A 24,765-nucleotide genomic window follows, 5' to 3' on the forward strand; every position below is an offset into this window, starting at 1 on the left:
ATTATCACATACTAAATATATTATATAGGCAAATCAAGAAACAAGAAGTTTCAATAGGAGGATTTATTAAAATGAAAAATTTAAAGAAAATAGCAAGCGTTGGAATGATTTCTGTATTAATGTTAGGTATGGTAGCATGCCAAGGTTCTAACAGCAAAAAAGAAGAAGCTGCTAACGCTAAAAACCAAGCAGTAGAAAAACAAGCTGAAGCTAACAAAGCTAAAGTTGAAGCTAATGCTAAAGAAGCTGAAGCTAACGTAAAAGCTGACGAAGAAAAAGCTAAAGAAGAAGTAAACGCTAAAGCTGATGAAGCTAAAACTGAAGAAGCAACTACTAATGCTGCTCAAACTGAAGAAAAAGCAAAATAATTTTAGCTTAACTTTTATAAGGAAGCCTTTCGAGGCTTCTTTTTTTTCATAAATTTATTGCTTTAAAATTTTTACTTTTAATCACAATGACTTTTCTATTCTTTTATTTACTACATAAAAGATTTATAGGTCATAAAAAATATGTTATAATATTTTAATAGAATTAATGAAAGAAGGTGCTACATTGTTTTGTCCAAAATGTGGGAATCCTGTCTCTAGAGATGACAACTTTTGTGCTTCCTGTGGTCACAATTTAAAAGATGTAAAAGTCAATATTACATCAAATTCATCAATAAAAAAAGAAAATACTGCTAAAGTTGAAAAAACAAGTGAACACACTAGAGTATTTAATCCAAAATCCCTTGATGGCATTGACACTACTGACGAACTCAAAAATATTATTGCTGAGGTTGATAGAAAAATTTCTAAAAATATTGAAGAATACGAAAAAAGTAGTGTCCAAGCAAAATCCACTGCAAGAGAAAGAAAACTTAAAGAATCTCCTTCAAAGAATATTGATATAAAAAAAGAATCTAAAACATCTGAAAATGAATATGATGCTGATGATGCAAAAAAAGCTGATAAAGCATTTTTAGATGCAAATAAGGAATCAAAACTCGAATCAGGAATGAGTCAAAAAGAATTAATAAGAAGAGTTCAAGAAGAACTTAAAAAGTCAAATTTCGACGAAAGTTCAAAGAAACCTTCTGATTTAAAAGACATTTCTGCAGAAGAAATTCCTTTAGACAGTTCAATTGATAATTCTGAAAGATTTCATAGTAATGTGGATTTTCAAAATGAAAGTCCTAAAAAATTTTCTTTAAGAGAAAAATGGAAAAATTTTATAAATGAAGAGGACGACGAATTTTCAATTTTTTCAAGCATTAAAGACGATAGCAAGAAAAAGGAAAATGCGAGAAATTTAGAAATTAGTAAATCTGTTGAGGATTCTGAAAAATCTTTTGAAAATACTCTTTCTACACCAAAAATTGACATTGAAGATGCCATTAAAAAGTCTGAAGATGCAAAGAAGAAAAAAAAGGATGATTTAAGTAATAAATCTCAAAATGTAAAAAAGAAACCTCAAGAATTTCAAAATAAAAATAAAGATTTAGCGGAAAAAAGTTTCAATGATACAAACATTAATACCACAAAAGAAGATAAATCTAATGAGTTTAAGGCTAATTCTAAAGATTTTAAATCAAAGAATAATTCTGAGCTTTCTGAAAAACTCAACAGTATAAAAATACCTAAACAAGGAGAAACTTCTAAGAATTCTGATAAGCATACAATTAATAAAAAAAATATTAAACCTAAAAACTTAAAGAATTTATTTAGTTTTAAAGATAATGGCGAAAAACCTGTAAAAGAAATAGAATCTGTAGATTCAAAAGTTGACAAAGCTATTGAAAATAATCTTTCCAAAAAGGTAAATGATATGGAATCAAAAATTTCTAAATCATCTTTAGATTCCCTCGACAAAATAATGGAAGTTTTAAGTAATATTACTGACAAAATTTCTAACTATATTGGGGACTTTGGTTCAAAGGAAAGTAAAATTTTAATTGGAATTGGTACAATATTAAATGCAATTGCACTTTTAATTGGCAGTGGATCTTTTAAGTTTATTTTAATACTATTTTTAATACTTAAACTTGTATTTGATTACTTAGAATTTTATATCCCACTTAATATTGCAACTGATAGAGATGAAATTGACACAAGTTATCCTGAAGTCAAAAAATTTGCTCTTATAAACTGGATAATATGCAAAGTATTTTTATTTATTGGATTTATTATCTCACCTTTTGGTGGATTCTTTAAATACAATATGTTGCAAGCACTTACTGCAATGCCTCTTGCTACATTAATATTAGTTATATTATCCCTTCTCATTGCAATAACTCTTTATAAAGAAGAATTTGTTGGAAGATCAAAAATTAATTTCATTGGCTGGTATGTAATTGCTTTTACGCTTTTTGAACTTCTATTTAAGATGATATGGTTTATAATTAATTTTATTTTCGTAACACTTTTTTAAACTCAAGGAGAATGGTTAAATTATTTTTAACTACTCTCCTTTTTTATTTATTAATTTATTTATTTTTAAAAGTTCAATACAATTTTTATTACATTTAATAATAACTTTTATAATCTGTTTCAAAATATTTTTTTAATTCCCTTGGTTTGTAAATTCCCTTGTCTGTTACAAAGCCTGTGATTAGTTCTGGAGGTGTTATATCAAAAGAAGGATAAATTGCCTTTACTCCCTTTGCAGTGTGATTGCCTAACACAAGGGATGGATCTCTCATTTCAATCACTATGTCCTCTTTTTTCTTTTTTCCCATATCGGGCATTCCCGTCACATAAAAAGGAACATTAAATTCACGAGCAACAATTGCAATTTGGTGTGTGCCAACTTTATTCGCAACATGACCGTCAAGTGTAATTGTATCTGTCGCCGATGTGAATACATCTATTCCTATATTTTCCATAGTGTAGGCAACCATATTATCTGTTATTACATATGTATCAAATCCCATTTCATTTATGCAAGTTGCAGTAAGTCTTGCTCCTTGATAATAAGGTCTAGTTTCTGTGCAGTAAAATTTTACATTTTTACCTTGCTCCTTTAAAGTTCTAGTCATAGTTCCAATAATCGTTTCTGCAAAACATTGTGTCAATACTTTTCCGCCATCAGGGATTACATCACATAGATATTTTGCAACTTCATTCATTGCATTATATCTTCTATTTAGTGAATTTATAGATTCTTGAAAAACTGCATCTACAACATCTTCTCTATTTTTAATTGCTCTTCTAGCAGCTTTAATTGATCCCTCAGTTACTTTTTTAAGTCTACTTGATGTAGTAGGTCTTGCAGTGGAAATTGTATGGGCAGCTTCTTCTAAAAATTTTATTAACTCCACTCCCTTTAAATTCCTTCCTTCATAAGCTGCAAGTGCCATTCCCATGCCTGCTGCAGTGTAAGGACCTGCTGATTGAGTTACCATGTCCTTTATGGCTCTTGCAACATCCTTATAACTATTACAAATTTCAAATCTTATTTCCCTTGGATAGACCCTTCTGTCCAAAATTCTTACTTTTCCCTCTTCATACCAAGCTACATTTTCATATCTAAGCATAAAGGGCATATCATAATCTTGTCTTTCCATTTATTATTTCAACTCCCCAATAATATCAATGATTAAATTTTTTAATTTTGGTGAAACTTCTCTAGCCACATCTTCAACCTCACTTCCATCCATATTTTCTATTCGATCAGAAGAATAATTTGATGCAACTGAAAATGCAAGGACCTTTATACCACAATGACCTGCCGTCAATGTTTCTGTAATAGTTGACATCCCAACTAAATCGCCACCTAAATTTCTTATTGCACGAATTTCTGATGGCGTTTCAAAAAATGGGCCCAATGTGAAGAAATAAACTCCTTCCTTTAGTTCAATTCTTAACTTTATTGCAGATTTTTTTGCTATATTTCGAAGACTTTTGTCGTACAATTTGTCAATTGGATAAAATCTATTGCCAAATTCAGATAAATTATTTCCTCTAGTTGGACTTATTCCAGCAAAATTTATGTGATCAGTTATTAGGCAAATATCTCCAGGATGAAAATTGTAATTCACTGCACCAGCTGCATTTGTAAGAATTAATTCTTTCACGCCAAGAAGTTTTAAAACATAGACTGGCGTCGCAAGCTCGTTAAAATCATAACCTTCGTAATAATGAAATCTTTTAGTCATGCAAATTACAAATTTACCCTTTAATTTCCCAAAAATAAATTTTCCACTGTCTTCACTTACAGTTGAAATCAAAAAATTTGGGACATCTTTATAATTAATTTCAATTTTATCTTCAATTTCATCTAAAAGTTTTTCAAGACCTGTGCCGAGAATTATTGCAATCTCAGGTTTTATTTTTATTTTTTTCAAAATATAATCAGCACTTTGTTTATAATTATCAAAAATCTTTTCTTTTAACATAACTTCTCTCCATTCATTTATGATTTTAGTCTAACACAGCATAATAAATTGTCAATTAGAAGAAAAATGTGATAAATTATATTTGAGGTGCAAAATGAATTATAGAAAACTTTTAGTAAAATATGGGAAAAAACTTTTAGATAAAAAACTAGTTGCAGGAACAAGTGGCAACTTGAGCCTCCGTGGCGAAAATGGGGAAACATTTTACATCACTCCAAGTGGAATGGATTATTTAGACATCTCAGAAGAGGACATAGTAAAAATAAACTTTGATGGCAAAACTATTGAAGGTGATAAAAAACCTTCTTCAGAGTGGCAAATGCACGCAGAAATTTATAAAAATTATCCAAATTACAATGCCATTGTCCACACTCACTCACCTATTGCAACTGCCTTTGCAGTTTGTAATAAAAAAATTCCAAGGATTTTAATTGAAATGGACGCTTTTTTAGGTGGCGAAATAGAAGTTGCACCCTTTCACGAGGCAGGGTCTCTTGAACTTGCAAAATCTGTTCTTCCTTATTTAAAAAGTTCAAATTCATGTCTAATGGCAAATCACGGCGTGGTCTGCTGTGGAATAGATTTAAATAGAGCTTTTTTATCAGCAGAATATTTAGAGGATGCTGCAAAAATTTATTATTATTCACTTAACATTGGCAATCCAAAAATTATTTCAAAATAAATATAAAGACGCAAAAACCGAGCAATATGCTCGGCCCTTTTTAATAAATTATAAAATTATTTAGATTTTTTTGTCAAAAATTCGTTTATCTTTGGTGCAACTTCTCTTTGACTTCTTCCAGATACAAATAGTCCAATATGACCTGTTTCAACTTCAACGAGTTCAACATCATCTGTACCAACAACTTTAGGAATTGGTCTTGTTGCATTTGGTGGAACTTGATTGTCCTTTGTACCCAAAATTGCAAGCACAGGACATTTTACATTTTTAAGATCCACTCTTTCTCCATCAAGATAAAATTCTCCCTTGATTAAACTATTTTTATGATACATTTCTTCTTGAAACTCTTGGTAAGCTCGTCCAACTTGATCAGGTGAATCAAAGATCCAGTGTTCCATGCGAAGGAAGTTTGCAAGTTTGTTTGGATCATCAAGAGAATCAATTACACCAATGTATTTATCCACCATTAGATCAATTGGCTTTAAGAATACAAATCCTGCATTCATAAATTCTCCTGGCACATTTCCAAAGGCCTTAACCATGTTTTCTGGATTTAAATATGGTCCCCATTTAAATAAAAGTCCATCATCAGTAGAAAAATCAATTGGTGTTACAAGAGATACTAATGCGTTTACTTTTTCGCCATGAAGCGCTGTATAAATAAAGGAAAAAGTACCACCTTGACATATTCCTATAATATTGATTTTTTCTATATTGTGTCTTCTTCTAACGATATCAACACAGTCATCGATGTAACCATTGATGTAATCATCTAAACCAATATATTTGTCGTCCATTGTAGGATATCCCCAATCAATGATGTAAATATCTTGTCCACCTTCTAATAGATTTTTAATGAGAGATCTATCTTCTTGCAAGTCCATCATGTATTGTTTGTTGACAAGAGCATAAACAATTAATGTAGGAGTTTTATTAGGATCTTTAACCTTTGGTTCATAGTGATAAAGCTTCATCTTGTCTTCTGAAAAAATTAATTCTTTAGGAGTCGCATCAAATCCACTATAGTCTACATTCATAAGAGTGTCCACACCCTTTATAATCTTTTCGTAAGAATCGACCATATCGGACATTGACTTCACATAATCTATTCCAAATGCGTTTTTCAAATTAATAACCTCCTATTATTTATTTTCCTTTTTTTCTTCTTCATATTCTTTATCTCTAATATGTCTTTTTAATTTTCTAACTTCTTTTTTAAGTTCATAAACAGTTTTATATAGTGAGTCCATATCGGAATTAGTTGGGATTGGAACCCATTTAAGTGACTCTTCAATAACTCTATCTAAGTCAATCTTCAATAACATTAGAGAGTCAACAAAGTTTCCTAAGAATTTAGAAAATTCGTCAGAATAGAACAACTTATCGAACTCTTCAGAAGTTTTTGCTTTCCAATAATTGTAAAATTCTTCAAAAGTCTTAGGTGCTTTTCCTTTTTTAATCATTTCAAAGCTTTCTTTTACAACATTTTCAGTTGATTCATTGACTAAATTTGAAAGCATAATGCTAAGCTCTAAATAGTTACCTATAAAAGTAATCAATTTATCTATTGTTTTCATTTGCATTTCATAAGTGTTTCTATCAATGCCAAATTGTGGAGCATTTAACATTTTTCCAAAAGTTTCACTATAATTTTTCTTCCACAATTTGAAAAATTCAAGATAACCCTTAGGATCATCAAGAGCCCCCTTCATGACACAATCTATTAACTCAGATGAATTGTCCATCCATGGACCATAAATTGCAATAAGCATATTCTTGTAACTTTCAGTAGCGCCCATACATTGTTTTATTAAATTTTGCAAATCAACTGGTATATATGGGAAAAGATAGTTATTAATATATTGAAGTGAGCCCTCTTTATATTGTTTCATTATCTTTTCAAAACTTTCCTTAGTTGGTTCAATATCTTTTTCGTAAATATTTTTATAAAGTTCATAAATGCTGTAATAAAACTTAGATGTTTCCTTTATTTTCTGTGCAATTTCAGATGGTGAACCACTATAATTTAAGAAATCTGCTGAATTAAGATCCCCAAAAATCTTGTTGAAATTTGAAAAATATTCATTTTTAAATGGATTATACTCATTTTCAGCAAAGGATTTAGCGTATTCTTGCCACATATCCATCATCTTTTTTTGTGAATTCATATACTCTTCAAAAAAATTATATTCTTTATCCAAAGTAATTCCTCCTTTTATTTATTAAAATTAATTATCTACATTATGCTCTATTGTTTAATTATTATATACCCTTTTTTAATGTTATTAATAAGGTAATTTATTATTTATTTTTCACGTTAAACTGATTTATATAATTTTAGCTTTCTTAAATAAAATGTTTCCGTCATCATCTACGGCTACTCCAAAATAATTTGAATCAAAGACTTCTTTTAATTTATTTATTTCACTGGCATGAATAACAATTTCTTCACCAGTAAAATCAAAATCAATATCCTTTGACTTTAATAGTATAAATCTATCATAACCCTCTTCACATAATTCATCTGGGTATTTCTTTTTTAGTGCTACAAGCATATAGCCAGAATCCAAAGTATTTTTGTAGGAATGATAATTTTTCGGTGAAATAGTAGACATTTTATGAGTAAAATTAGAATCTTTATATTTTTCTTCCAATTTTTCCCTTGTAATATTTTGAAGATTTTTTCCCCTATACTCCTTTAAGACAACAACTGTATCATTTATAATAACTTTCTTTGGATCTAAATAAAAATCCACATCATATGCTAAATTTTCGTCATCATCAGGAACTTTAATACTTCTATAAGCAACAAGTTTATCCCCATCATAAACTCCAATAAAAGCTCCTCCATTATCTATTAAATGTTCCAAATCACTTTTAGAGTCGTGTGAGAAAATTTCTTTATTTTCTATTCCTCCATAAACTTCCGAAGTAAGTTCATAAATTTCATCAATATGCTCTTTTTCTAAAAACTTAAAAATTAATTTTTTCATAGTACCTCAATAATAATAATAAAATTTTATCTAAAAATATATTTTACGTAAAAATTTAGTAATTTTTTCTTTAACGCATTAGCATAAATAAAGTGTTTTTATAATTGTATAATAAAAATCAGAAATAATCTAGAGAATTATTTAAAAATCTATTTAACAAATTAAATTAGTAACTTCTAATCTTGAAGGAAAGGGATATAAATGTTACTATTTTATTAGGTAGGTATCAATGCAATTATATATTTATTAAGGAGGAAATTATGGAATTTATAAGAGAAAATGGCATTTTAACAATTAACCTCGATTCTATTTTAACGCTTGCACTGGCAGTAATATTACTGCTTGTAGGTTACGGAGTTAAAAATAGATCTTCATTTTTAAGAAAATATTGTATCCCTGCACCAGTTGTTGGTGGATTCATGTTTATGTTTATCACATTTATAGGGTACAAAACAAATACTTTTAACTTTGGTTATGAAAATTTATTTCAATCAACATTCATGTTGGCATTCTTTACGACAGTAGGTCTTGGAGCAAATTTAAAGATATTAAAGTCTGGTGGTAAGCTGTTAATTATTTACTGGCTAATTTGTGGACTTTTATCACTTTTCCAAAATATTATTGGCATCGGTGTTTCAAAAACTATTGGACTTCAGCCAGCTTACGGAATGCTCGCATCATCTATATCAATGATTGGTGGACACGGAGCTGCATTGAGTTATGGTAATACATTTGCTAAATTGGGATATGAGCAAGCTCCAGTAGTTGGCGCTGCTGCTGCAACTTTTGGTCTTATCTTTGGAGTTGTAATAGGTGGACCTCTTGGAAGAAGATTGATTTACAAAAATGACTTAAAACCTGTTGACGACAATTTTGACTCTTCAAAACTAGACAGCCTTTTTAAAGAGGAAAAAATCGAACTAACAAACTTAGACATAATTAAAAATGTCGCAGCAATTATTATTTCAATGGCAATTGGCACATTAGTTTCCAAGTTTATCGGCAGTTTAATTAAAATGGATTTTCCTGACTATGTTGGTTCAATGTTTATAGCAGTAATACTAAGAAATGTAAATGAAAAAATACATCTATATAAATTCAGCGGAAATTTAGTAGATGGTATTGGTGATGTAATGTTAAACCTATACCTTGCGCTTGCACTTATGACTTTAAAACTTTGGGAACTTCAAGATTTAATGGGTGGAGTTCTCGTGGTTCTAATTTGTCAAGTAATCTTCATGATAATTTACGCTTACTTCTTCGTATTTAGAGCCCTTGGAAAGAACTATGACGCGGCAGTTATGTGTGCAGGACTTTGTGGCCACGGACTTGGTGCTACCCCATCTGCCATAGTCAATATGACTGCAATTAATGAAGAATATGGCATGAGTAGAAAAGCCATGATGATAGTTCCCATAGTAGGAGCTTTCTTAGTAGACATTATATACCAACCAATAGTTCTAACATTTATTAAAACTTTTGTACAATAATTTAGTTTATAACCACCTGTCAAAGGGTGGTTTTTTAATTACTTTGAAAATTAAAATAAAAAGCTAAAAATATTTTGAATAATACATTAGCTGCAAATCGCTTCCTAATAATAAATACATCAATAATTAATAAAATATGAAAGCATTGCTAACATATATTAAACTCAAGTTTATGATTGACTAAAATATATAGAAAAAGACCAGAGCTAGTATAAAATAACTCTGGTTTACTTCCAACTTTATGTTCAAGTTTAATCTTAATATCCCTCTAAAATACTTTTCATCTCAATAGTTTTTACTTCATCAAATTTTTCAAAAGCTTTTCTGGAACTTTCTTCATCGTTGAAACACTTCCAATATCCTGTGCATTTGCATATTTTTTTGTGGCGATCCTTAAAATCAATTACATCCTTTAGAGGATATCCTAGAAATACACCAATTTCATCAGGACAAGTGCCATTAAATCGACTCTTTAATAAACTAAGATAATCTTCAAGTTTAAAACAATTTTCATAACCCATTGTGTTTAGAAAATCTAAAATCTTTCGCGTGGATAATTTTTTTATAAGTAAATCTTTTTTAAAAAAATAAACTAAAATAAAATCCTCTCCCTCATTGAGTTCATAAAAATCTAGTCCTAAAGCTTCCTTTATGAGAAGTTTATTTTTTACCCATAAATCTTTCAATGGTCTATTTCCATTTCTTAAGTTCATCATTGTGCCTAATTTTAAATCTTTTAAAGTTGGAGCCACAGTGGATTTTATTAAAGCTAAGATATATTCAAAATCTTTAAAATTTTTTATATGATTAAAAAATTCAATGAAAATAGATTTTTCCATGATATCTTATGACCTTGCAAGATCCTTTCCAAGAGCTTCGCACTCTTCTAATGCATCTTCATCTGGATCATCATAAGCAGCAAATCCGTCTGCAACTAATTTTGCTCCAGTATTTTCAACTTCTTCTTGCCAAAGTTTCATCCATTCGCCGTCAGCCCATTCGTAAGAGCCAAATAGCACAACATTTTTCCCTGAAAGAAGTGGATTTACTTTATCCATAAAAGGTCTCATTTCAGTTTCTTCAAGTTCTTCTGCACCCATTGCTGGACAGCCAAAGGCAATTCTATCAACATTTTTTACATCATCTTCAGTTGCAGATCCAACTTGGATTAATTTTACTTCAGCGCCTTCGCCTTCTGCGCCTTTAACAATGGCATTTGCCATTTTTTCTGTGTTGCCAGTTCCTGACCAGTATATTACATTTACTTTACTCATTTTATTTCCTCCAATTTTGAAATTTATTATCATCTAACTTTTATTTTAATAAATTTAAAGAGGAATTTTTATATAATATTATAGGAATTTGTTAAATAAAAATCTTCCCGTAATATTTTGTAATAATTTGGACTCTTTTTAATAAATTTAAGCTCATAGTAAATTATATTAAAAATTATTGACTCTTCATTTAATAGCTTCTAAATGAAAAAACCAAGGAAACTCCTTGGTTTAATCTTTAAATTAATATTAAATTTCCTTAGCCTTACTATTTTTTCCCTTGCCAGGGACTTTGTCAAATATTCCAGTAACCATTAGTGCAATTGCACCGTCTGATGTTACATTACATGCTGTTCCAAAGCTATCTTGTAGTGCAAAAATTGAAAGCATAAGTGCTGTTCCTGTATCATTAAAACCAAGAACTGATGTTATAAGTCCTAGAGATGCAACGACAGTACCGCCAGGCACTCCTGGTGCAGCTATGGCAAAAATTCCAAGCAAAACTATGAATACTATCATATTTGATGTTTCAGGAAGCTTCCCAGTTAAAATCTGTGAAACTGTCATTACAAAGAAAACTTCAGTTAATACAGAACCACACAAGTGAGTGTTAGAGCAAAGTGGAATTGCAAAGTCTCTAATCTTTGGATCTAGTGTCTTAGATTTCCTAGCACATTCAAGTGCAACAGGAAGTGTTGCTGCTGAAGACATAGTACCAACTGCTGTTAAATACGCTGGTAAATAGTGTTTAAATACTTCTTTGGGATTTGTTTTAGAAATAGCTCCTGCAATTGAATACATTACTGTCATCCAAATAAAATGCCCTACAATTACAATAAGAATAATTTTTAAGAAAACTGGAAGTTCAGAAATAATTGCACCTTCATATGACAATGCTGCAAAAGTTGTAGCAATGTAAAGTGGAAGAATTTTTATAACAAAATTATTTACAATAGATAAGATTATTTTGTTTAATTCTAAAAGTAAACTTTCCCAATGTTCTGACTTTGTAACTATTACTGCAATTCCAAATAAAATTGATGTAACAAGTGCAGTCATTACAGGCATAATTGGAGCTATTGATAATTTAAAAATTGATTCTGGAATAACATTTCCTGCTCCAACATTAGATGCGATGTTAAGTTTAGGTATTATTGCCCTTCCTGCCAAAAATGACATTGTAGCTGCACCAACAGATGATATGTAGCATATAATAAGTGTTACACTTAGTATCTTACCTGCACTTTCCTTTAAAGAAACAATAGCAGGAGTTATAAATCCCAAAATAATAAGTGGAACAATATAACTTATTAAATCTCCTAAAATTCTCTTAATTGTATCAATTACAACAATAGCAGATTCATTAGAAATTCTTCCTACAAAAATTCCAATAATAATTCCCAGTATTAGTTTAAAAACTAAGGAATTAAAAAAACTGTTTTTTTTCATTTCTCCTCCTTGTAAAATTATAAATTTTGAAGTATTACTTCTTCTACCATTTTACCACTGTATTAAAAAAATTGTATTAAAACTTTTAAAATTTAATTTACATATATAAATTATTTTAGATTGTTTACTAAATGTATCTAAAAGTCAAAACTTAAAAAATAATTACAAGATTATAATAAATTTGTTGATTATTGAGATAGAAAAGGATATCTTAAAAACAAAAGAAATAAATAAGGAAGTATCTTATGAAGCAAGATATAATAAAATTAAATGTGTCAAATAATAACATAAGCGAATACAAAGTTTTTGAAGGAATGAAATTATATTCAGAGATGTTTAAATCTGAAGATGGAAAAAAATTAACCAATAAAAGAGTATTTGTAACGAAAAATCAAAATTATGTTTATTATGAAAGGACAGATGTGAATTGGAATTATTGGTCAGATAAAAGAAAATATTACAATAGCTTTGACATAAGTGAAATAAAAAGTGATATAAAATTTGAAGTGTCATCAAAATTAGAAGATTTTACTAAATACTTAGGTGACGAAATAATAAAAAAAATTAAGCTTAAAGAAAAAAATGGAGAAATAATAGAAGTTCTTGATATTTAATCTATTTATATTTTTGGTATACAATTTGGACTAATGCTTTTTAGACTATTGCCTTCTGATAACAGAAAGTGTAGCTCTTTGACAATTAGTGTTGGTGGAGGAAATTATTGATATATGGTTTAAGGTTTATTGCCTAAACCATATATTTTTATGTTAAAAACATAGGGTAATTCTAAATTAGAAATTATAAAAGTAGTAGAACTCTAAATACTCTTTTATAACATAAGAAAAAAAGTTTGAAGACAAAAATCCAATTTAAAAGATTTATTCATTTTATAAAAACCTAACAAGGATATTTATGGTAGTTTGATTTTATGTCTATTTTAATTGCATACTATAAAGTAGTGCTGACGATTTCTTACCAACACTATTCTTAAAACCATAATCAAGTTTAAAAATCTCAGACTGCATAAAAAGAGAGCCCTATGGCTCTCTTTTAAAAATTCTTATATAATACGTGTTGCGTTTACATATCTATCTTGATAATAATCTTCAGAAAGTGAAGAAGTCATAACCTTACCTTGTCCTGATGAAGCGTGAATGAATTTTCCATTCCCAACATAAATTCCAACATGACTAACTCCATTACCTGTTGTATTAAAGAATATTAAATCTCCTTCTTGTAAATCAGATTTTGAAACTTGTTTTCCAAAAGTTGACTGTGAAGCAGAAGATCTTGGAATTGATATTCCTAGTTCATCGTTATAAATTGAATAAACTAATCCTGAACAATCATATCCTTCTTTACCTGTATCACCATATACATAAGTTGATCCAAGCTTACTTTCTGCAGAAGAAATTACTTTACCTGCTATTGAAGCATTAGGTGCAGCAACTTTTTTGAATTCTTTAATTTCTTTTAAATCTTTATTTTTAATAACTTCTTGAATTTCTTTTTCATCAGCAGACATAAGTGATTTTTCATCTACCTTAACATCTTCAGCTTTTTCTAATTTTAACCCTGATAAAATATTCAAATTTTTTGCTTCAACATTATAATAATTTCCATTGTCTTGAATTACAAAAAATCCATTATTATAATCAACAACATTAACAACTTGATTCTTATTTAAGTTTATTTTTTTCCCATTGTCACTTCTTGCAACTGTATTGTTTTTTACTTGAACTTCAGTTACATTGTTTCTCTTATCAGAAATCTTTTTAAGTGCAGTTCTATCAACACTTCCTACAGTTCCGTCATTACATTTTATCTTTGCTTTATTGTTGTCTATTGAAACTCCAATTGCATATTCATCTATAAATAAGTTCCTAATAATTCTACCATTATCATCTAAAATCGGACTTGCCTTGATAACCTTGTATGTAGGAACATTTACTTCTGTAAGTAAAATTTTTTCTTGTGGAATAGTAACTTTTGCCTTACCCTTTTGAACATAATATTCATTTCCCTTGTTTTCAAGTATTTCTACTTTTTCTCCAATAGAAAATTCAATTTCACTTCCACTATATGTTTTTTGTACATGTTCGTTAATAAATACTCCTGTATCTTTCATGCCAACTATTGAAACTGCACATAATGCAAAAAGACCAAGTGGCAATTTATTTTTTAAGGAAACCAATACTAACAACTCCTATACTCTTTATTTTATATCTTTTAAGAAATTTATTGCGTACTATTTTTTATTACTTATTAAGTATAGCAAAGTTATTACAAAAAAACAACAAAAAGTTACAAAAAAGTTAAATTAATTTTAACTATTTTGTAACCTTTGCCATTTCCAGTATTTTTTTGTGTTTAAAATAAAATATGTAGTAAGTAAATCTATAAGCCGCGTTCTGTTTTGTCAACTATCTATCTTGGATTATAGTCGCCTATAATCTCTAGCAACCTACCTACTGGCAGATGCGAGCAACATCTGTTATTCCTATTTGGTTTTGCTCCGAATGGGGTTTACATAGCATCATTATCACTAATGATCTGGTGAGCTCTTACCTCGCCTTTCCAACCTTACCCAAAAGGGCGGTTTATTTCTGTTGCACTAGCCTTAGGGTCGCCCCCACTGGCCGTTAGCCAGCATCCTTGCTCTGTGGAGCGCGGACTTTCCTCACATATGTGCAGTTGACCAATTTACTTACTTAAATAGTTTAACATTAAAAACGTCAAATATCAAGTTCGAAGCTGCTTTCCTCTTCAATATAAAAATTTAAACCTTTGAAATTTTCCATAAGTCTATTTTTTATTTTTTCGAGAACTATTTTTTCTGAATAAAAATGTCCCACATCAATTAAAATAATTCCATTTTCATAAGCTTTTTGTCCATCGTGATATTTTACATCTCCAGTTATAAAGGCATCTACACCGGATTTTTTTGCATTAGAAATAAATTCCGCGCCGCTTCCTCCTAAAATTGCAACTTTTTTTATTAATTTATCTTCTCTTCCATAAAACTTGATTTTTTTAACTTGGAGTTTTTCCATTAAAAATTTATTTAATTCTAACAAAGAGTATTCCTTTTCAAGTTCTCCAACTAAGCCCATGGCTTTTTCTTCTTCATAGGCAAGAATACTTTTATTTTTTAAATTTAACTTTTCAAATAAAGTATCATTTACTCCATCCTTTGCAATATCCATAGAAGTGTGATAAGAGAATACTGAAATATTATTCTTTATTAGAGAAATTACATTGTTGCCCATATATGTTCCCTGAATTATATTTTTTTCTCCTGAAAAAAACATTGGGTGATGAGTGATTATTAACTTAGTGTCCAATTCAATTGCTTTTTTAATCAATTTGTCTGTAATGTCTAATCCAAGAATGACAGAATCTGTAACTTCTTTAAATTCAATTTGACTTCCAGAATTATCCCAGCTAAGTTGATATTCATCTTTTGCCCAATTTTCCATATAACTTTTAATTTCACTAACTTGATATTTCATCTATTTCCTCCTCTGTCATTTTTAATATGGCCTTAAGTTCAGCACTTCTCTTTGTTGACCTATCATTTTTGTTTTTAATGCTACTTATTATATTTTGAAGTTCAATTTTTCTTTCTTTTAAAAATTCTAAATATACTTTTTCTTTTTTTTCTATTAAAATCTTTGAAAAATAATAATCCACTTCATTAAAATTTATTTTTTTACCAGTAAATTTTGCAACAAGAATTTCAAAATATCTTTCATCTTCATAAATTATTTCTTCATCAATTATTAAAAAGCCCATATTATTTAATTCTCTGCGCAATATATTTGTTTTTTGCATAGGTTGTAAAATTAATTTTTTTGCATTTTTAGAAATATCTAGTGAATTTAAAATAATTTCTGCAATTTGAATTCCGCCAAGACCAGCAATAATTATGTCATCTCTTTTTTCATTTACAATTCCATTTGCAAGTATATTTTTAATATATTTTTCATTACCTAATTCTTTTGTGAGATCAATAGATTTTTTCAAAGAATTTCTTGAAATATCCGTAGCAATAATATCTCTTGATATATTTTTTTCACACAAAAAATTGGGCACATATCCATGATCTGTGCCCACATCAATTACCGAAGCTCCAAAATCTACAAGTTCTGCAATTTTTTTTAGCCTATTCGACAATTTTATCATTCTAAATAATCCTTCAATTTCTTTGATCTGCTTGGATGACGAAGTTTCCTTAACGCTTTCGCTTCTATTTGTCTAATTCTTTCACGAGTTACGTCAAATTCTTTTCCAACTTCTTCAAGAGTTCTCGCCCTTCCGTCGTCAAGTCCAAATCTAAGGGTTAATACCTTCTTTTCTCTGTCAGTTAAAGTTTCAAGAACTGTGTTAAGTTGTTCTTTTAACAAAGTAAATGTAGCAGCATCTTGTGGCGATAAAATTTCATCATCTGGTATAAAATCTCCAAGATGTGAATCTTCTTCCTCTCCAATTGGCGTTTCAAGAGAAACTGGCTCTTGTGCAATCTTTTGAATTTCGCGAACTCTATCTACATCTAAATTCATTTCTGCAGCAATTTCTTCTGGAAGTGGATCACGTCCTAAATCTTGTACAAGTTGTCTTTGAACTCTTACAAGTTTATTAATTGTTTCAACCATGTGCACAGGAATTCTAATTGTCCTAGCTTGATCGGCAATTGCCCTTGTAATTGCTTGTCTTATCCACCAAGTTGCATAAGTTGAAAATTTAAAACCCTTAGTATAATCAAATTTATCAACAGCTTTCATAAGTCCAAGGTTTCCTTCTTGAATTAAATCTAAAAAACTCATGCCTCTTCCAACATATCTTTTTGCAATTGAAACAACAAGCCTTAAATTTGCTTCTGCAAGTTCTTTTTTAGCAAGTTCATCTCCAGCTTCCATTCTCTTTGCTATTTCGACTTCTTCATCTGCAGTAAGTAGAGAAATTTTCCCAATTTCTTTAAGATACATCCTTACAGGATCGTCAACAGTTACTCCTTTAGGGACTGATAGATCTTCCTTAGTAACATCTACCTCATCTACGTCATCTTCATCATCTTTTAAATCTTTTTTGTCAATTAAATGAATCCCTTCTTTTTCAAAAGTTTTATATAATTCATCTATATCGTCAGAATCAATTTGAAACTTTTCGAAGGCATCTCCTATTTTATCGTAGCTTAAATTACCCTCTTTTTTACCATCTTTTAAAAGCTGTTCTGTTACTGATTCTATTGAATCTTTATTTTTTAAATTCTCACTCATAATTGCCCTCCTCTTTTAACTCGCTTAACTTTAAATTAATCTCTTTAAGATCTTTTAAAGCTTGGAGCAAGAGATTTTTGTCTTCTTCCACTTGAAGTTTTTCAATGTTTTCTAAGATTTTATCTTTTTCCCTTTTTAGATAATTTCTCTCTAAAGTTTTGATTAAGTCATCTACAATTCTGTTATTTACATGAATATTTTCTATTATTTCTAAAATGTTCTCTCTAAAATTAGAGTCTATTAACATATTATTTTCCAATAAATTTAGAAAATCAGAAACTTCCATTTCATTTTCAAACATTCTAGGAATTTCTTCAAAAACAGCCCTAGTCATTGCATTGCTAAAATAAAAAACTTCAATTTTATTTTTTATATAAGTATAAATATCTTTGTCAAGTAAAGAATATGATAATAATTCCTCTTGTGCCTTAGTTTTTGTACTTTTCACAACATTTGTATTTTTCTTTACCTTGAACTTTTCTTTTTTCGAACTTTTTATTTTATTTCTATTTAGAAAATTTATATAATTTTCAATAGCATTGTAAGAAATATTATATTTTTTTGAAAAATCTTTTACAAAAATATCTCTCTCTATTGGATTTTTAATGCTAGATAGAATTTTTGCAGATTCAATAGTAAAATTGCTAAGTCCTTCGCTTTCATTCAAATTGAAATTTTCTTTTAGCTTTTTTATTTTGAACTCTATATATGAAATTGCACTTTTTATTTTATTTTCAAAGCCTTCCATTCCATATTTCTTAATAAAATCGTCTGGGTCTAGTCCACCCTCTAATTCAATGATTTTTGGTTTGACAGATTTAGATAAAAATATATCAATTGCCCTTGAAGTTGCGTTAATTCCCGCATTGTCGCTGTCATAACAGATGTATATATCTTTCGCCATATTCTTAATAATGCCTGCTTGATCTTCTGTAAGTGAAGTACCAAGGCTTGCTACACTATAATTTATACCACTATTGTATAAAGAAATAACATCCATATAGCCTTCAACTAGTATTATTCTTTCTCGAGTAGATTCTCTTGAAATAATATTCATATTAAAAAGATTGCTTCCCTTGTGAAATATTGATGTTTCACTTGAATTTAAATATTTTGGTTTAGCATCTCCAAAGCCTCTTGCGCCAAAACCAATAACTTTATCGTGTTTATTTATAATAGGGAACATAACTCTGTCGCGAAATCTATCAATATAATTTCCCTTTTTACTTTTGGTAATTAAATTCAATTCTAAAAGTTCTTCTTCTTTATAACCTAATTTAGTTAAGTGATCGTATAAGTCCGTCCACGAGTCCTTTGAATAGCCAATGCCATATCTAATAATAGTTTTATCACTTAACATTCTATTTTTTAAATAAAGTTGTGCCTTTTGTGATGCTTTAAAATTATTTAAAAAGTGCATTGCTGCTTCTCTATTTATATCGTAAAGCCTATTTTTTTTATCGCGCGCTTCTTTATTTTCATCTTTATATTCAGAAAGCCTTATATTATATTTATCCGCCAAAAATTCCACAGCTTCAGGAAAACTTAAATTTTCCCTTTTCATAATAAAGGTAATTACATCGCCCCCAACACCACATCCAAAACATTTGAAAATAGATTTAGAAGGAGAAACAGAAAAGGAGGGAGTCTTCTCAGAGTGAAAAGGACAGAGTCCCATATAGTTTGAACCTGACCTTTTTAATTCGACATATTCTCCAATTAAATCAACTATATCTGCTCTATCCCGTATCTCATTAAGAACATCATCATTTATTACATACAATTAAATGCTCCATCCCTTCGGTATAAAAATATTTTTTATCTGTTTCATAGCATAGGTATCTGTCATCCCTGCAATATAATCAGAAACAATATCTTCTTTACTGTGAACTCTATCATTATAAAGGCTTAAATGATTTTCAGGAATTCTGCTCAAGTCATCCATGTAATAATTATAAAGCTCTGTGAGAAGTCTTTTAATTTTAACTTCTTCACTTTTTACAACAGAATCCATATAAACTGTCTTAAACATATACTGTCTAAGTTCCATAGTTGCTTCGTAAACTTCTTTTTCCATCTCTACAATTGGTTTCCCATAGGACTTATTTACTATCCCAGTTATCATTGTATTTATTCTTTCTGAAGAAGTTTTTCCAAGAATTTTTGTAAGTTCCTTTGGAAGTGAATCTGATGAAATAATACCTGCCCTAATGGCATCGTCAATGTCGTGATTGATATATGCAATTCTGTCAGCAAATTTTATGATTTTACCTTCAAGAGTTTTTGCCACTCCTTTACCTGAGTGATTTAAAATTCCATCGCGCACTTCTTCCGTTAAGTTTAGTCCAATTCTTTTGTCAGAACGCTCTAAGAAATCTACAACTTTTAAAGATTGTTCCCCATGTATAAACCCAGAACTTTTTAATTCATTTAATACAGTTTCTCCAGAATGCCCAAAGGGAGTGTGTCCCAAATCATGTCCTAAAGAAATTGCTTCAACTAAATCTTCATTTAGCCTAAGTGATCTAGCTATAGTTCTTCCAATTTGACTGACTTCGAGAGTGTGAGTGAGTCTTGTTCTAAAATGGTCTCCTTCTGGAGAGATAAATACTTGAGTCTTGTGTTTTAATCTCCTAAAACTTTTTGAGTGAATAATTCTATCTCTATCTCTTTGAAACTCAGTCCTAAGATTACATTTTTCTTCTTTTTCATTTCTTCCCAAAGTTGAATCTGCAAATGTAGCAAAATCAAAAAGCATAACGTGTTCAAGTTTTTCTCTCTCGACTCTTAAATTCATAATTTCACATCCTAGAATTCATATGATTAATTATAATTTCAGCTGTTTCTTCTATTGCTTTATCAGAAACGTCTATTACAAAACATCCAAGTTCTTCCATAACTTGCTTTGAATAATTTAGTTCTTCTCTAATTCTATCGTAATTGGCATACTTTGCACCTGAAGTAAGACCAAGAGATTTAAGTCTTTGTTCTCTGACAGAAATAATTTTTTCGGGATTTGCAATAAGTCCAATTACTCTATCCACATCTTTCTCATAAACTTCCTTTGGTACAGGAACTTCAGGAACTAGCGGAATATTTGCAACTTTATACAATTTATTTGCAAGATACATTGAAAGTGGAGTCTTAGAAGTTCTTGAAATGCCAACTAAACATATATCGGCTTTTTTTGCACCTCGAGGATCTTTTCCGTCGTCGTATTTAACTGCAAACTCCACACATTCTACCTTCTTGAAATAATTTTCATCAAGTCTTCTTATTAGTCCAGGTTCTCTAAGAGGTTCATATCCCAAAATATCCTCGATTTGTTTCATAGGTTCACCCATTACATCAACTGTGTGAAGCTTTAATTCGTGAGTTTTCCTTTCTATAAATTCTCTAGTCTCTTTTACAACATTTGTATAAACTATTAAACTATTGTGAATTTTGGAAGCTTTTTCGAGAACTGGCTTTATTTGATCAATGCTATTGTGGTATGGATATCTAATTATTTCATAATTTTCTGACTCAAATTGTCTTGCAGAACTTTTAGCAATTAATTCACCAGTTTCGCCAATTGAATCAGAGATTACAAAAATTGTAAGTTGATTATCTTCTTTATTCATACTTCCTCCTAGATTATCTCGCCGTCACATACATCTACAAAAAGTCTAGTTACATTTGTCTTTGTAAATCTACCGACAACTTCAAGATCATTACTATTTTTAACTTCAACAACGGGAAGAGAATCTATTCCCTTTTCCACAATTAAACTCGCTGCTTCATATACACTGTCATTTTTATCAACATAAAAAACATTTGGCATCCTTGTCATAATAACACTTACAGGAGTCTTCTTTATGTCGGCATCTCCTATCATAAATCTAATTAAATCTTTTCTTGAAACTATGCCAGTAAGGTAACCCCCTTCAGTGATAAACATAGATGATAAATCTTCCATAAAAAGATCTACAACTACATCGTAAACGGAAGTCTTTTGGTCACAAGAAAAGGGCAGTGACATATAATCCTTTAATTTTAATTTTTTTAGGTCATCGGAAAGCTGTGAAAGAATAGATTTGCCTGTATAAAAATATCCAAATTTTGGTCTAGCTCCCAATATATTTATCATAGTGAGAACTGAAAGATCTGATCTAATAGTCGCTCTTGACAAACCTAGCTTTTCTGCAATTTCATCGCCTGTAATAGGACCTTCATCTCTTACAATTTCAATAATCTGAGTCTGCCTATCGCTGAATTTCATTCATACACCGACCTATTCTACAACATTTTCTATTTTTAATACTTCTTGAATATTTTCCTCAATACTATTAATTAACGCAAGTCTATTTTGTCTAATTTTTTCGTCTTCTGACATTACCATTACATTTTCAAAGAAAGCATCAATAGCTGGAACTAAATCATTTAGAGCATCCATTGCTTCTTTATAATCTTCAGAAGAAAGTGCTTCTTTAAATTTGCTATTAGTTTCTACAAATTTGTTGTAAAGATTCTTTTCTGCATCTTCATTTAGAAGTTCTTCCTTTACTTCTAAAAAGTCCACGTTTTTAGTCAAATTGTTAATTCTATTGTAAGCATCGACAAAATTTGATCTATCTTCGTTAAACCATTCATTTAATTCTTTAGCTTTTTCAAATATATTATAAATTTCACTGTCAGGAATTAATACAGAATCTATGATGTCATATCTTATTCCTTCTTCTTGAAGCATTGTCTTAATTCTTCCAAAGAAAAATTCCCTTACATTTGCTATTACTTCTTCGTGATTAAATGTAAGTCCTAAATCATTAATATATTCGTATAGGCTTGTTTCTATTACTTCATTTAAATTAAATTTCCATCCAGTTTTTCTAATTATATTTATTATTCCAATTGCAGATCTTCTTAGTGCAAAAGGATCTGTTGAGCCCGTAGGGATTTCTCCAATTGCAAAAAGTCCAACTATTGTATCGATTTTATCTGCAAGTGAGAAAATTGAACCCACACTTGATTCTGGAAGTGTATCTCCTGCAAATTTAGGAAGATATTGTTCTCTAATTGCTGTTGCAACAATTTCTTTTTCTCCAGATTTTAGCGCATAAATTTCTCCCATTACTCCTTGAAGTTCAGTAAATTCTATTACCATCTTTGTAGTTAAGTCAGCTTTTGAAAGATGAGCAACTCTATCAAGCGCTTCAATAGCTTCATCTGCAAAAGAAAGAGATTTTGCAATTTTCTTTGCAACTACGCCGTCTCTTTTTTCTTTTTCAAACATAGAACCTAACTTGTCGTTAAATAATACTCCTTTAAGATTATCTACATAGTCTTCAAGAGGCTTTGAAATATCATCTTCGTAAAAGAATTTTGCATCTTCAAGTCTTGCACCTAAAACTTTTTCGTTTCCAGCAATTACAATGTCTTCATAATTCTTAGTACCATTTCTAACTGTAATAAAATATGGCAAAAGTTCATCATCTTGTGAATAAATTGGAATAAATCTCAAGTGATCAATCATTGTAGTTGTTACAACTTCCTTTGGAAGAGTTAAATATTTTTCCTTGATACTTCCCTTTATTGGCGTTGGATACTCAACAATATATGTTAATTCTTCTAATAGATCTTCATTTTCATGAATTTCTCCACCAAGGGATTTGGCAATTTTTGTTGATTCATATTTTATTATTTCACGTCTCTTATTTTGATCTAAAATTACATAATTGTCTTCAAGTAATTTTTCATAATTTTCAACTTTATCAATAATTATTTCTGATGAACCTAGAAATCTATGTCCCTTAGTCTTATTCCCTACAAAAATTCTTTCAAAATCAAAAGGAACAACTTCATCGCCTAAAAGTGAAACAATCCATCTTATTGGCCTTGCAAATCTAATATTTTTGCCACCCCAACGCATATTTTTTGGAAAATTAATATCTCTAATTAATGAAGGCATAATCTCAGCCAAAATTTCTGAGGATTTTCTTCCAATTGATGAAATGTTTGCAAAAACATAATCCGTTCCCTTGAGTTCTTTGATTACTAAATCATTTTCACTGATGTTTTGTGACTTCATAAAACCTAAAAGAGGTTTTGTAGGTTTTTTGTCATCATCGTAGGCAATTTTAACTGAAGGACCTTTTACTTCCTTTTGTATGTCTTTTTGCTTTTCATCTAAATCTTCAATAATAAGGCTGAGTCTTCTTGGAGTTGCATAAACTTTTACATTTTTAAAACCAATTTCATTTTCAGCTAATAATTTTTTTGATTTTTCATTTAGTTGCTCAATTGCCATATTGACAAATCTTGAAGGCAACTCTTCCACTCCGATTTCTAGTAAATAATTATTCATTTATTTCACCTCTGTTGATAAGGGGATAGTTCATTTCTTCTCTGTGTTTTAGATGTGTCTTTGCAACAACTCTTGCAAGATTTCTAACTCTTTGAATATAACTAGTTCTTTCAGAAACAGAAAGAGCTCCTCTTGCATCTAATAAGTTAAAAGTATGAGAACATTTAAGAGTATAGTCATAAGCATCAATTACTATTCCTTCTTCAATTACTCTATTTGCTTCAGCTTCGTACATATCAAATAATTTTCTAAGCATATCGACATCTGCAAGTTCAAAGGCATATTTAGAATGTTCATATTCATTCTTTTTAAATACCTCTCCATAAGTTATATTTTCGTTGTATTGAATATCATAAACAGATTCAACATTTTGAAGATACATTGCAATTCTTTCAAGTCCATAAGTAAGCTCTGCACTTTCAAGGTCAAGGTTCACTCCTCCAACTTGTTGGAAATAAGTAAATTGTGTAACTTCCATCCCATCAAGCCAAACTTCCCAGCCAAGACCCCAAGCACCAAGTGTAGGAGATTCCCAATTGTCTTCAACAAACCTTATATCGTGCTTTTTAGGATCAATTCCAATTGCGAAAAGTGAATCAAGGTAAAGTTGTTGAACATCTTCTGGAGATGGCTTCAAAATAACTTGCAATTGATGATGTTGATATAATCTATTTGGATTTTCTCCATATCTACCATCTGCAGGTCTTCTTGAAGGCTCAACATATACTACTTTCCATTCTTCAGGTCCAAGAGATCTCAAAAAAGTGTTAGGATTCATAGTTCCCGCACCCTTTTCAGTGTCATAAGGTTGCATTATAATTGCTCCCTTTTCCTTCCAATAATTTTCCATTGTCATAATTAAATCTTGGAAATACATTTT

General features: G+C 29.8%; 23 protein-coding genes and 1 other RNA gene. 5 read left to right on the forward strand and 19 right to left on the reverse strand.

What is annotated here, in order from left to right; genetic code table 11:
- Positions 1 to 71: 71 nt before the first annotated feature.
- Positions 72 to 368, forward strand: coding sequence for a hypothetical protein (locus ACQRC6_RS00755; protein ID WP_427847291.1), 297 nt, complete (start codon positions 72 to 74; stop codon positions 366 to 368).
- A 166-nt stretch (positions 369 to 534) separates the two neighbouring features.
- Complete coding sequence (locus tag ACQRC6_RS00760; RefSeq protein WP_427847292.1) at positions 535 to 2,409, forward strand: zinc ribbon domain-containing protein; 1,875 nt, start codon at positions 535 to 537, stop codon at positions 2,407 to 2,409.
- A gap of 94 nt (positions 2,410 to 2,503) precedes the next feature.
- On the opposite strand, the gene ACQRC6_RS00765 is transcribed toward ACQRC6_RS00760, so the two are convergent.
- Complete coding sequence (locus tag ACQRC6_RS00765) at positions 2,504 to 3,544, reverse strand: s-methyl-5-thioribose-1-phosphate isomerase (RefSeq protein ID WP_427847293.1); 1,041 nt, start codon at positions 3,542 to 3,544, stop codon at positions 2,504 to 2,506.
- Positions 3,545 to 3,547: 3 nt separating this feature from the next.
- Positions 3,548 to 4,375, reverse strand: coding sequence for a purine-nucleoside phosphorylase (locus ACQRC6_RS00770; RefSeq protein WP_427847294.1), 828 nt, complete (start codon positions 4,373 to 4,375; stop codon positions 3,548 to 3,550).
- Positions 4,376 to 4,469: 94 nt separating this feature from the next.
- On the opposite strand from ACQRC6_RS00770, the gene ACQRC6_RS00775 reads away from it, so the two are divergent.
- Positions 4,470 to 5,057, forward strand: a complete 588-nt coding sequence (locus ACQRC6_RS00775) for a class II aldolase/adducin family protein (RefSeq protein WP_427847295.1) — start codon at positions 4,470 to 4,472, stop codon at positions 5,055 to 5,057.
- A 56-nt stretch (positions 5,058 to 5,113) separates the two neighbouring features.
- On the opposite strand, the gene phaC is transcribed toward ACQRC6_RS00775, so the two are convergent.
- From phaC to ACQRC6_RS00790, 3 genes are all read right to left on the reverse strand, one after another.
- On the reverse strand, positions 5,114 to 6,184 hold the full coding sequence (phaC, locus tag ACQRC6_RS00780; protein WP_427847296.1) for a class III poly(R)-hydroxyalkanoic acid synthase subunit PhaC: 1,071 nt from the start codon (positions 6,182 to 6,184) through the stop codon (positions 5,114 to 5,116).
- Positions 6,185 to 6,199: 15 nt separating this feature from the next.
- A complete protein-coding gene (locus tag ACQRC6_RS00785; protein ID WP_427847297.1) occupies positions 6,200 to 7,258 on the reverse strand; it encodes a poly(R)-hydroxyalkanoic acid synthase subunit PhaE in 1,059 nt (352 codons plus the stop codon).
- 126 nt (positions 7,259 to 7,384) lie between these two features.
- Positions 7,385 to 8,050 carry a GNAT family N-acetyltransferase gene (locus tag ACQRC6_RS00790; protein ID WP_427847298.1) on the reverse strand — a complete coding sequence of 222 codons (666 nt, stop codon included), beginning with the start codon at positions 8,048 to 8,050 and terminating at the stop codon, positions 7,385 to 7,387.
- A gap of 260 nt (positions 8,051 to 8,310) precedes the next feature.
- On the opposite strand from ACQRC6_RS00790, the gene gltS reads away from it, so the two are divergent.
- Positions 8,311 to 9,540: a sodium/glutamate symporter gene (gltS, locus tag ACQRC6_RS00795; RefSeq protein ID WP_427847299.1), complete on the forward strand. Its 1,230-nt coding sequence runs from the start codon at positions 8,311 to 8,313 to the stop codon at positions 9,538 to 9,540.
- 257 nt (positions 9,541 to 9,797) lie between these two features.
- Here gltS and ACQRC6_RS00800 read toward each other — a convergent pair whose 3' ends face one another.
- The 3 genes from ACQRC6_RS00800 to ACQRC6_RS00810 form a co-directional block, all read right to left on the reverse strand.
- Positions 9,798 to 10,379, reverse strand: coding sequence for a DUF3793 family protein (locus tag ACQRC6_RS00800; protein WP_427847300.1), 582 nt, complete (start codon positions 10,377 to 10,379; stop codon positions 9,798 to 9,800).
- A 6-nt stretch (positions 10,380 to 10,385) separates the two neighbouring features.
- Positions 10,386 to 10,814, reverse strand: coding sequence for a flavodoxin (locus ACQRC6_RS00805; protein ID WP_293557579.1), 429 nt, complete (start codon positions 10,812 to 10,814; stop codon positions 10,386 to 10,388).
- 249 nt (positions 10,815 to 11,063) lie between these two features.
- A complete protein-coding gene (locus tag ACQRC6_RS00810; RefSeq protein WP_427847301.1) occupies positions 11,064 to 12,263 on the reverse strand; it encodes a dicarboxylate/amino acid:cation symporter in 1,200 nt (399 codons plus the stop codon).
- Positions 12,264 to 12,508: 245 nt separating this feature from the next.
- Here ACQRC6_RS00810 and ACQRC6_RS00815 point away from each other — a divergent pair, with 245 nt between their 5' ends.
- The gene (locus tag ACQRC6_RS00815; protein WP_427847302.1) at positions 12,509 to 12,877 is read left to right on the forward strand and encodes an EXLDI protein; all 369 of its coding nucleotides are present in this window, start codon (positions 12,509 to 12,511) and stop codon (positions 12,875 to 12,877) included.
- Positions 12,878 to 13,323: 446 nt separating this feature from the next.
- Here the strand turns inward: ACQRC6_RS00815 and ACQRC6_RS00820 are convergent, their stop codons facing one another.
- From ACQRC6_RS00820 to ACQRC6_RS00870, 11 genes are all read right to left on the reverse strand, one after another.
- Positions 13,324 to 14,457 carry a C40 family peptidase gene (locus ACQRC6_RS00820; RefSeq protein WP_427847303.1) on the reverse strand — a complete coding sequence of 378 codons (1,134 nt, stop codon included), beginning with the start codon at positions 14,455 to 14,457 and terminating at the stop codon, positions 13,324 to 13,326.
- Between the two features lie 190 nt (positions 14,458 to 14,647).
- Positions 14,648 to 14,973: RNase P RNA component class A (rnpB, locus tag ACQRC6_RS00825), an RNA gene on the reverse strand.
- Between the two features lie 25 nt (positions 14,974 to 14,998).
- Positions 14,999 to 15,775 (reverse strand): Nif3-like dinuclear metal center hexameric protein, encoded by a 777-nt coding sequence (locus ACQRC6_RS00830; RefSeq protein WP_427847304.1) that lies wholly within the window; start codon positions 15,773 to 15,775, stop codon positions 14,999 to 15,001.
- The gene (locus ACQRC6_RS00835) at positions 15,759 to 16,448 is read right to left on the reverse strand and encodes a tRNA (adenine(22)-N(1))-methyltransferase (RefSeq protein WP_427847305.1); all 690 of its coding nucleotides are present in this window, start codon (positions 16,446 to 16,448) and stop codon (positions 15,759 to 15,761) included. The genes ACQRC6_RS00830 and ACQRC6_RS00835 overlap by 17 nt, the downstream gene beginning before the upstream one ends.
- Positions 16,445 to 17,542 (reverse strand): RNA polymerase sigma factor RpoD, encoded by a 1,098-nt coding sequence (rpoD, locus tag ACQRC6_RS00840; protein WP_427847306.1) that lies wholly within the window; start codon positions 17,540 to 17,542, stop codon positions 16,445 to 16,447. Before rpoD ends, ACQRC6_RS00835 begins: the two co-directional genes overlap by 4 nt.
- Positions 17,535 to 19,325 carry a DNA primase gene (gene dnaG, locus ACQRC6_RS00845; protein ID WP_427847307.1) on the reverse strand — a complete coding sequence of 597 codons (1,791 nt, stop codon included), beginning with the start codon at positions 19,323 to 19,325 and terminating at the stop codon, positions 17,535 to 17,537. Before dnaG ends, rpoD begins: the two co-directional genes overlap by 8 nt.
- Positions 19,326 to 20,339, reverse strand: a complete 1,014-nt coding sequence (locus ACQRC6_RS00850) for a deoxyguanosinetriphosphate triphosphohydrolase (protein ID WP_427847308.1) — start codon at positions 20,337 to 20,339, stop codon at positions 19,326 to 19,328.
- 4 nt (positions 20,340 to 20,343) lie between these two features.
- A complete protein-coding gene (locus tag ACQRC6_RS00855; RefSeq protein ID WP_293557597.1) occupies positions 20,344 to 21,165 on the reverse strand; it encodes a pyruvate, water dikinase regulatory protein in 822 nt (273 codons plus the stop codon).
- An 8-nt stretch (positions 21,166 to 21,173) separates the two neighbouring features.
- Positions 21,174 to 21,803: a helix-turn-helix transcriptional regulator gene (locus ACQRC6_RS00860; RefSeq protein WP_427847309.1), complete on the reverse strand. Its 630-nt coding sequence runs from the start codon at positions 21,801 to 21,803 to the stop codon at positions 21,174 to 21,176.
- Positions 21,804 to 21,815: 12 nt separating this feature from the next.
- Complete coding sequence (gene glyS / locus ACQRC6_RS00865; protein WP_427847310.1) at positions 21,816 to 23,885, reverse strand: glycine--tRNA ligase subunit beta; 2,070 nt, start codon at positions 23,883 to 23,885, stop codon at positions 21,816 to 21,818.
- Positions 23,878 to 24,762 (reverse strand): glycine--tRNA ligase subunit alpha, encoded by an 885-nt coding sequence (locus ACQRC6_RS00870; protein ID WP_427847311.1) that lies wholly within the window; start codon positions 24,760 to 24,762, stop codon positions 23,878 to 23,880. The genes glyS and ACQRC6_RS00870 overlap by 8 nt, the downstream gene beginning before the upstream one ends.
- Between the last annotated feature and the right edge of the window lie 3 nt (positions 24,763 to 24,765).

It is taken from the genome of Peptoniphilus sp. SGI.035, from assembly GCF_050315115.1.
Taxonomy (GTDB): Bacteria; Bacillota; Clostridia; order Tissierellales; family Peptoniphilaceae; genus Peptoniphilus_A.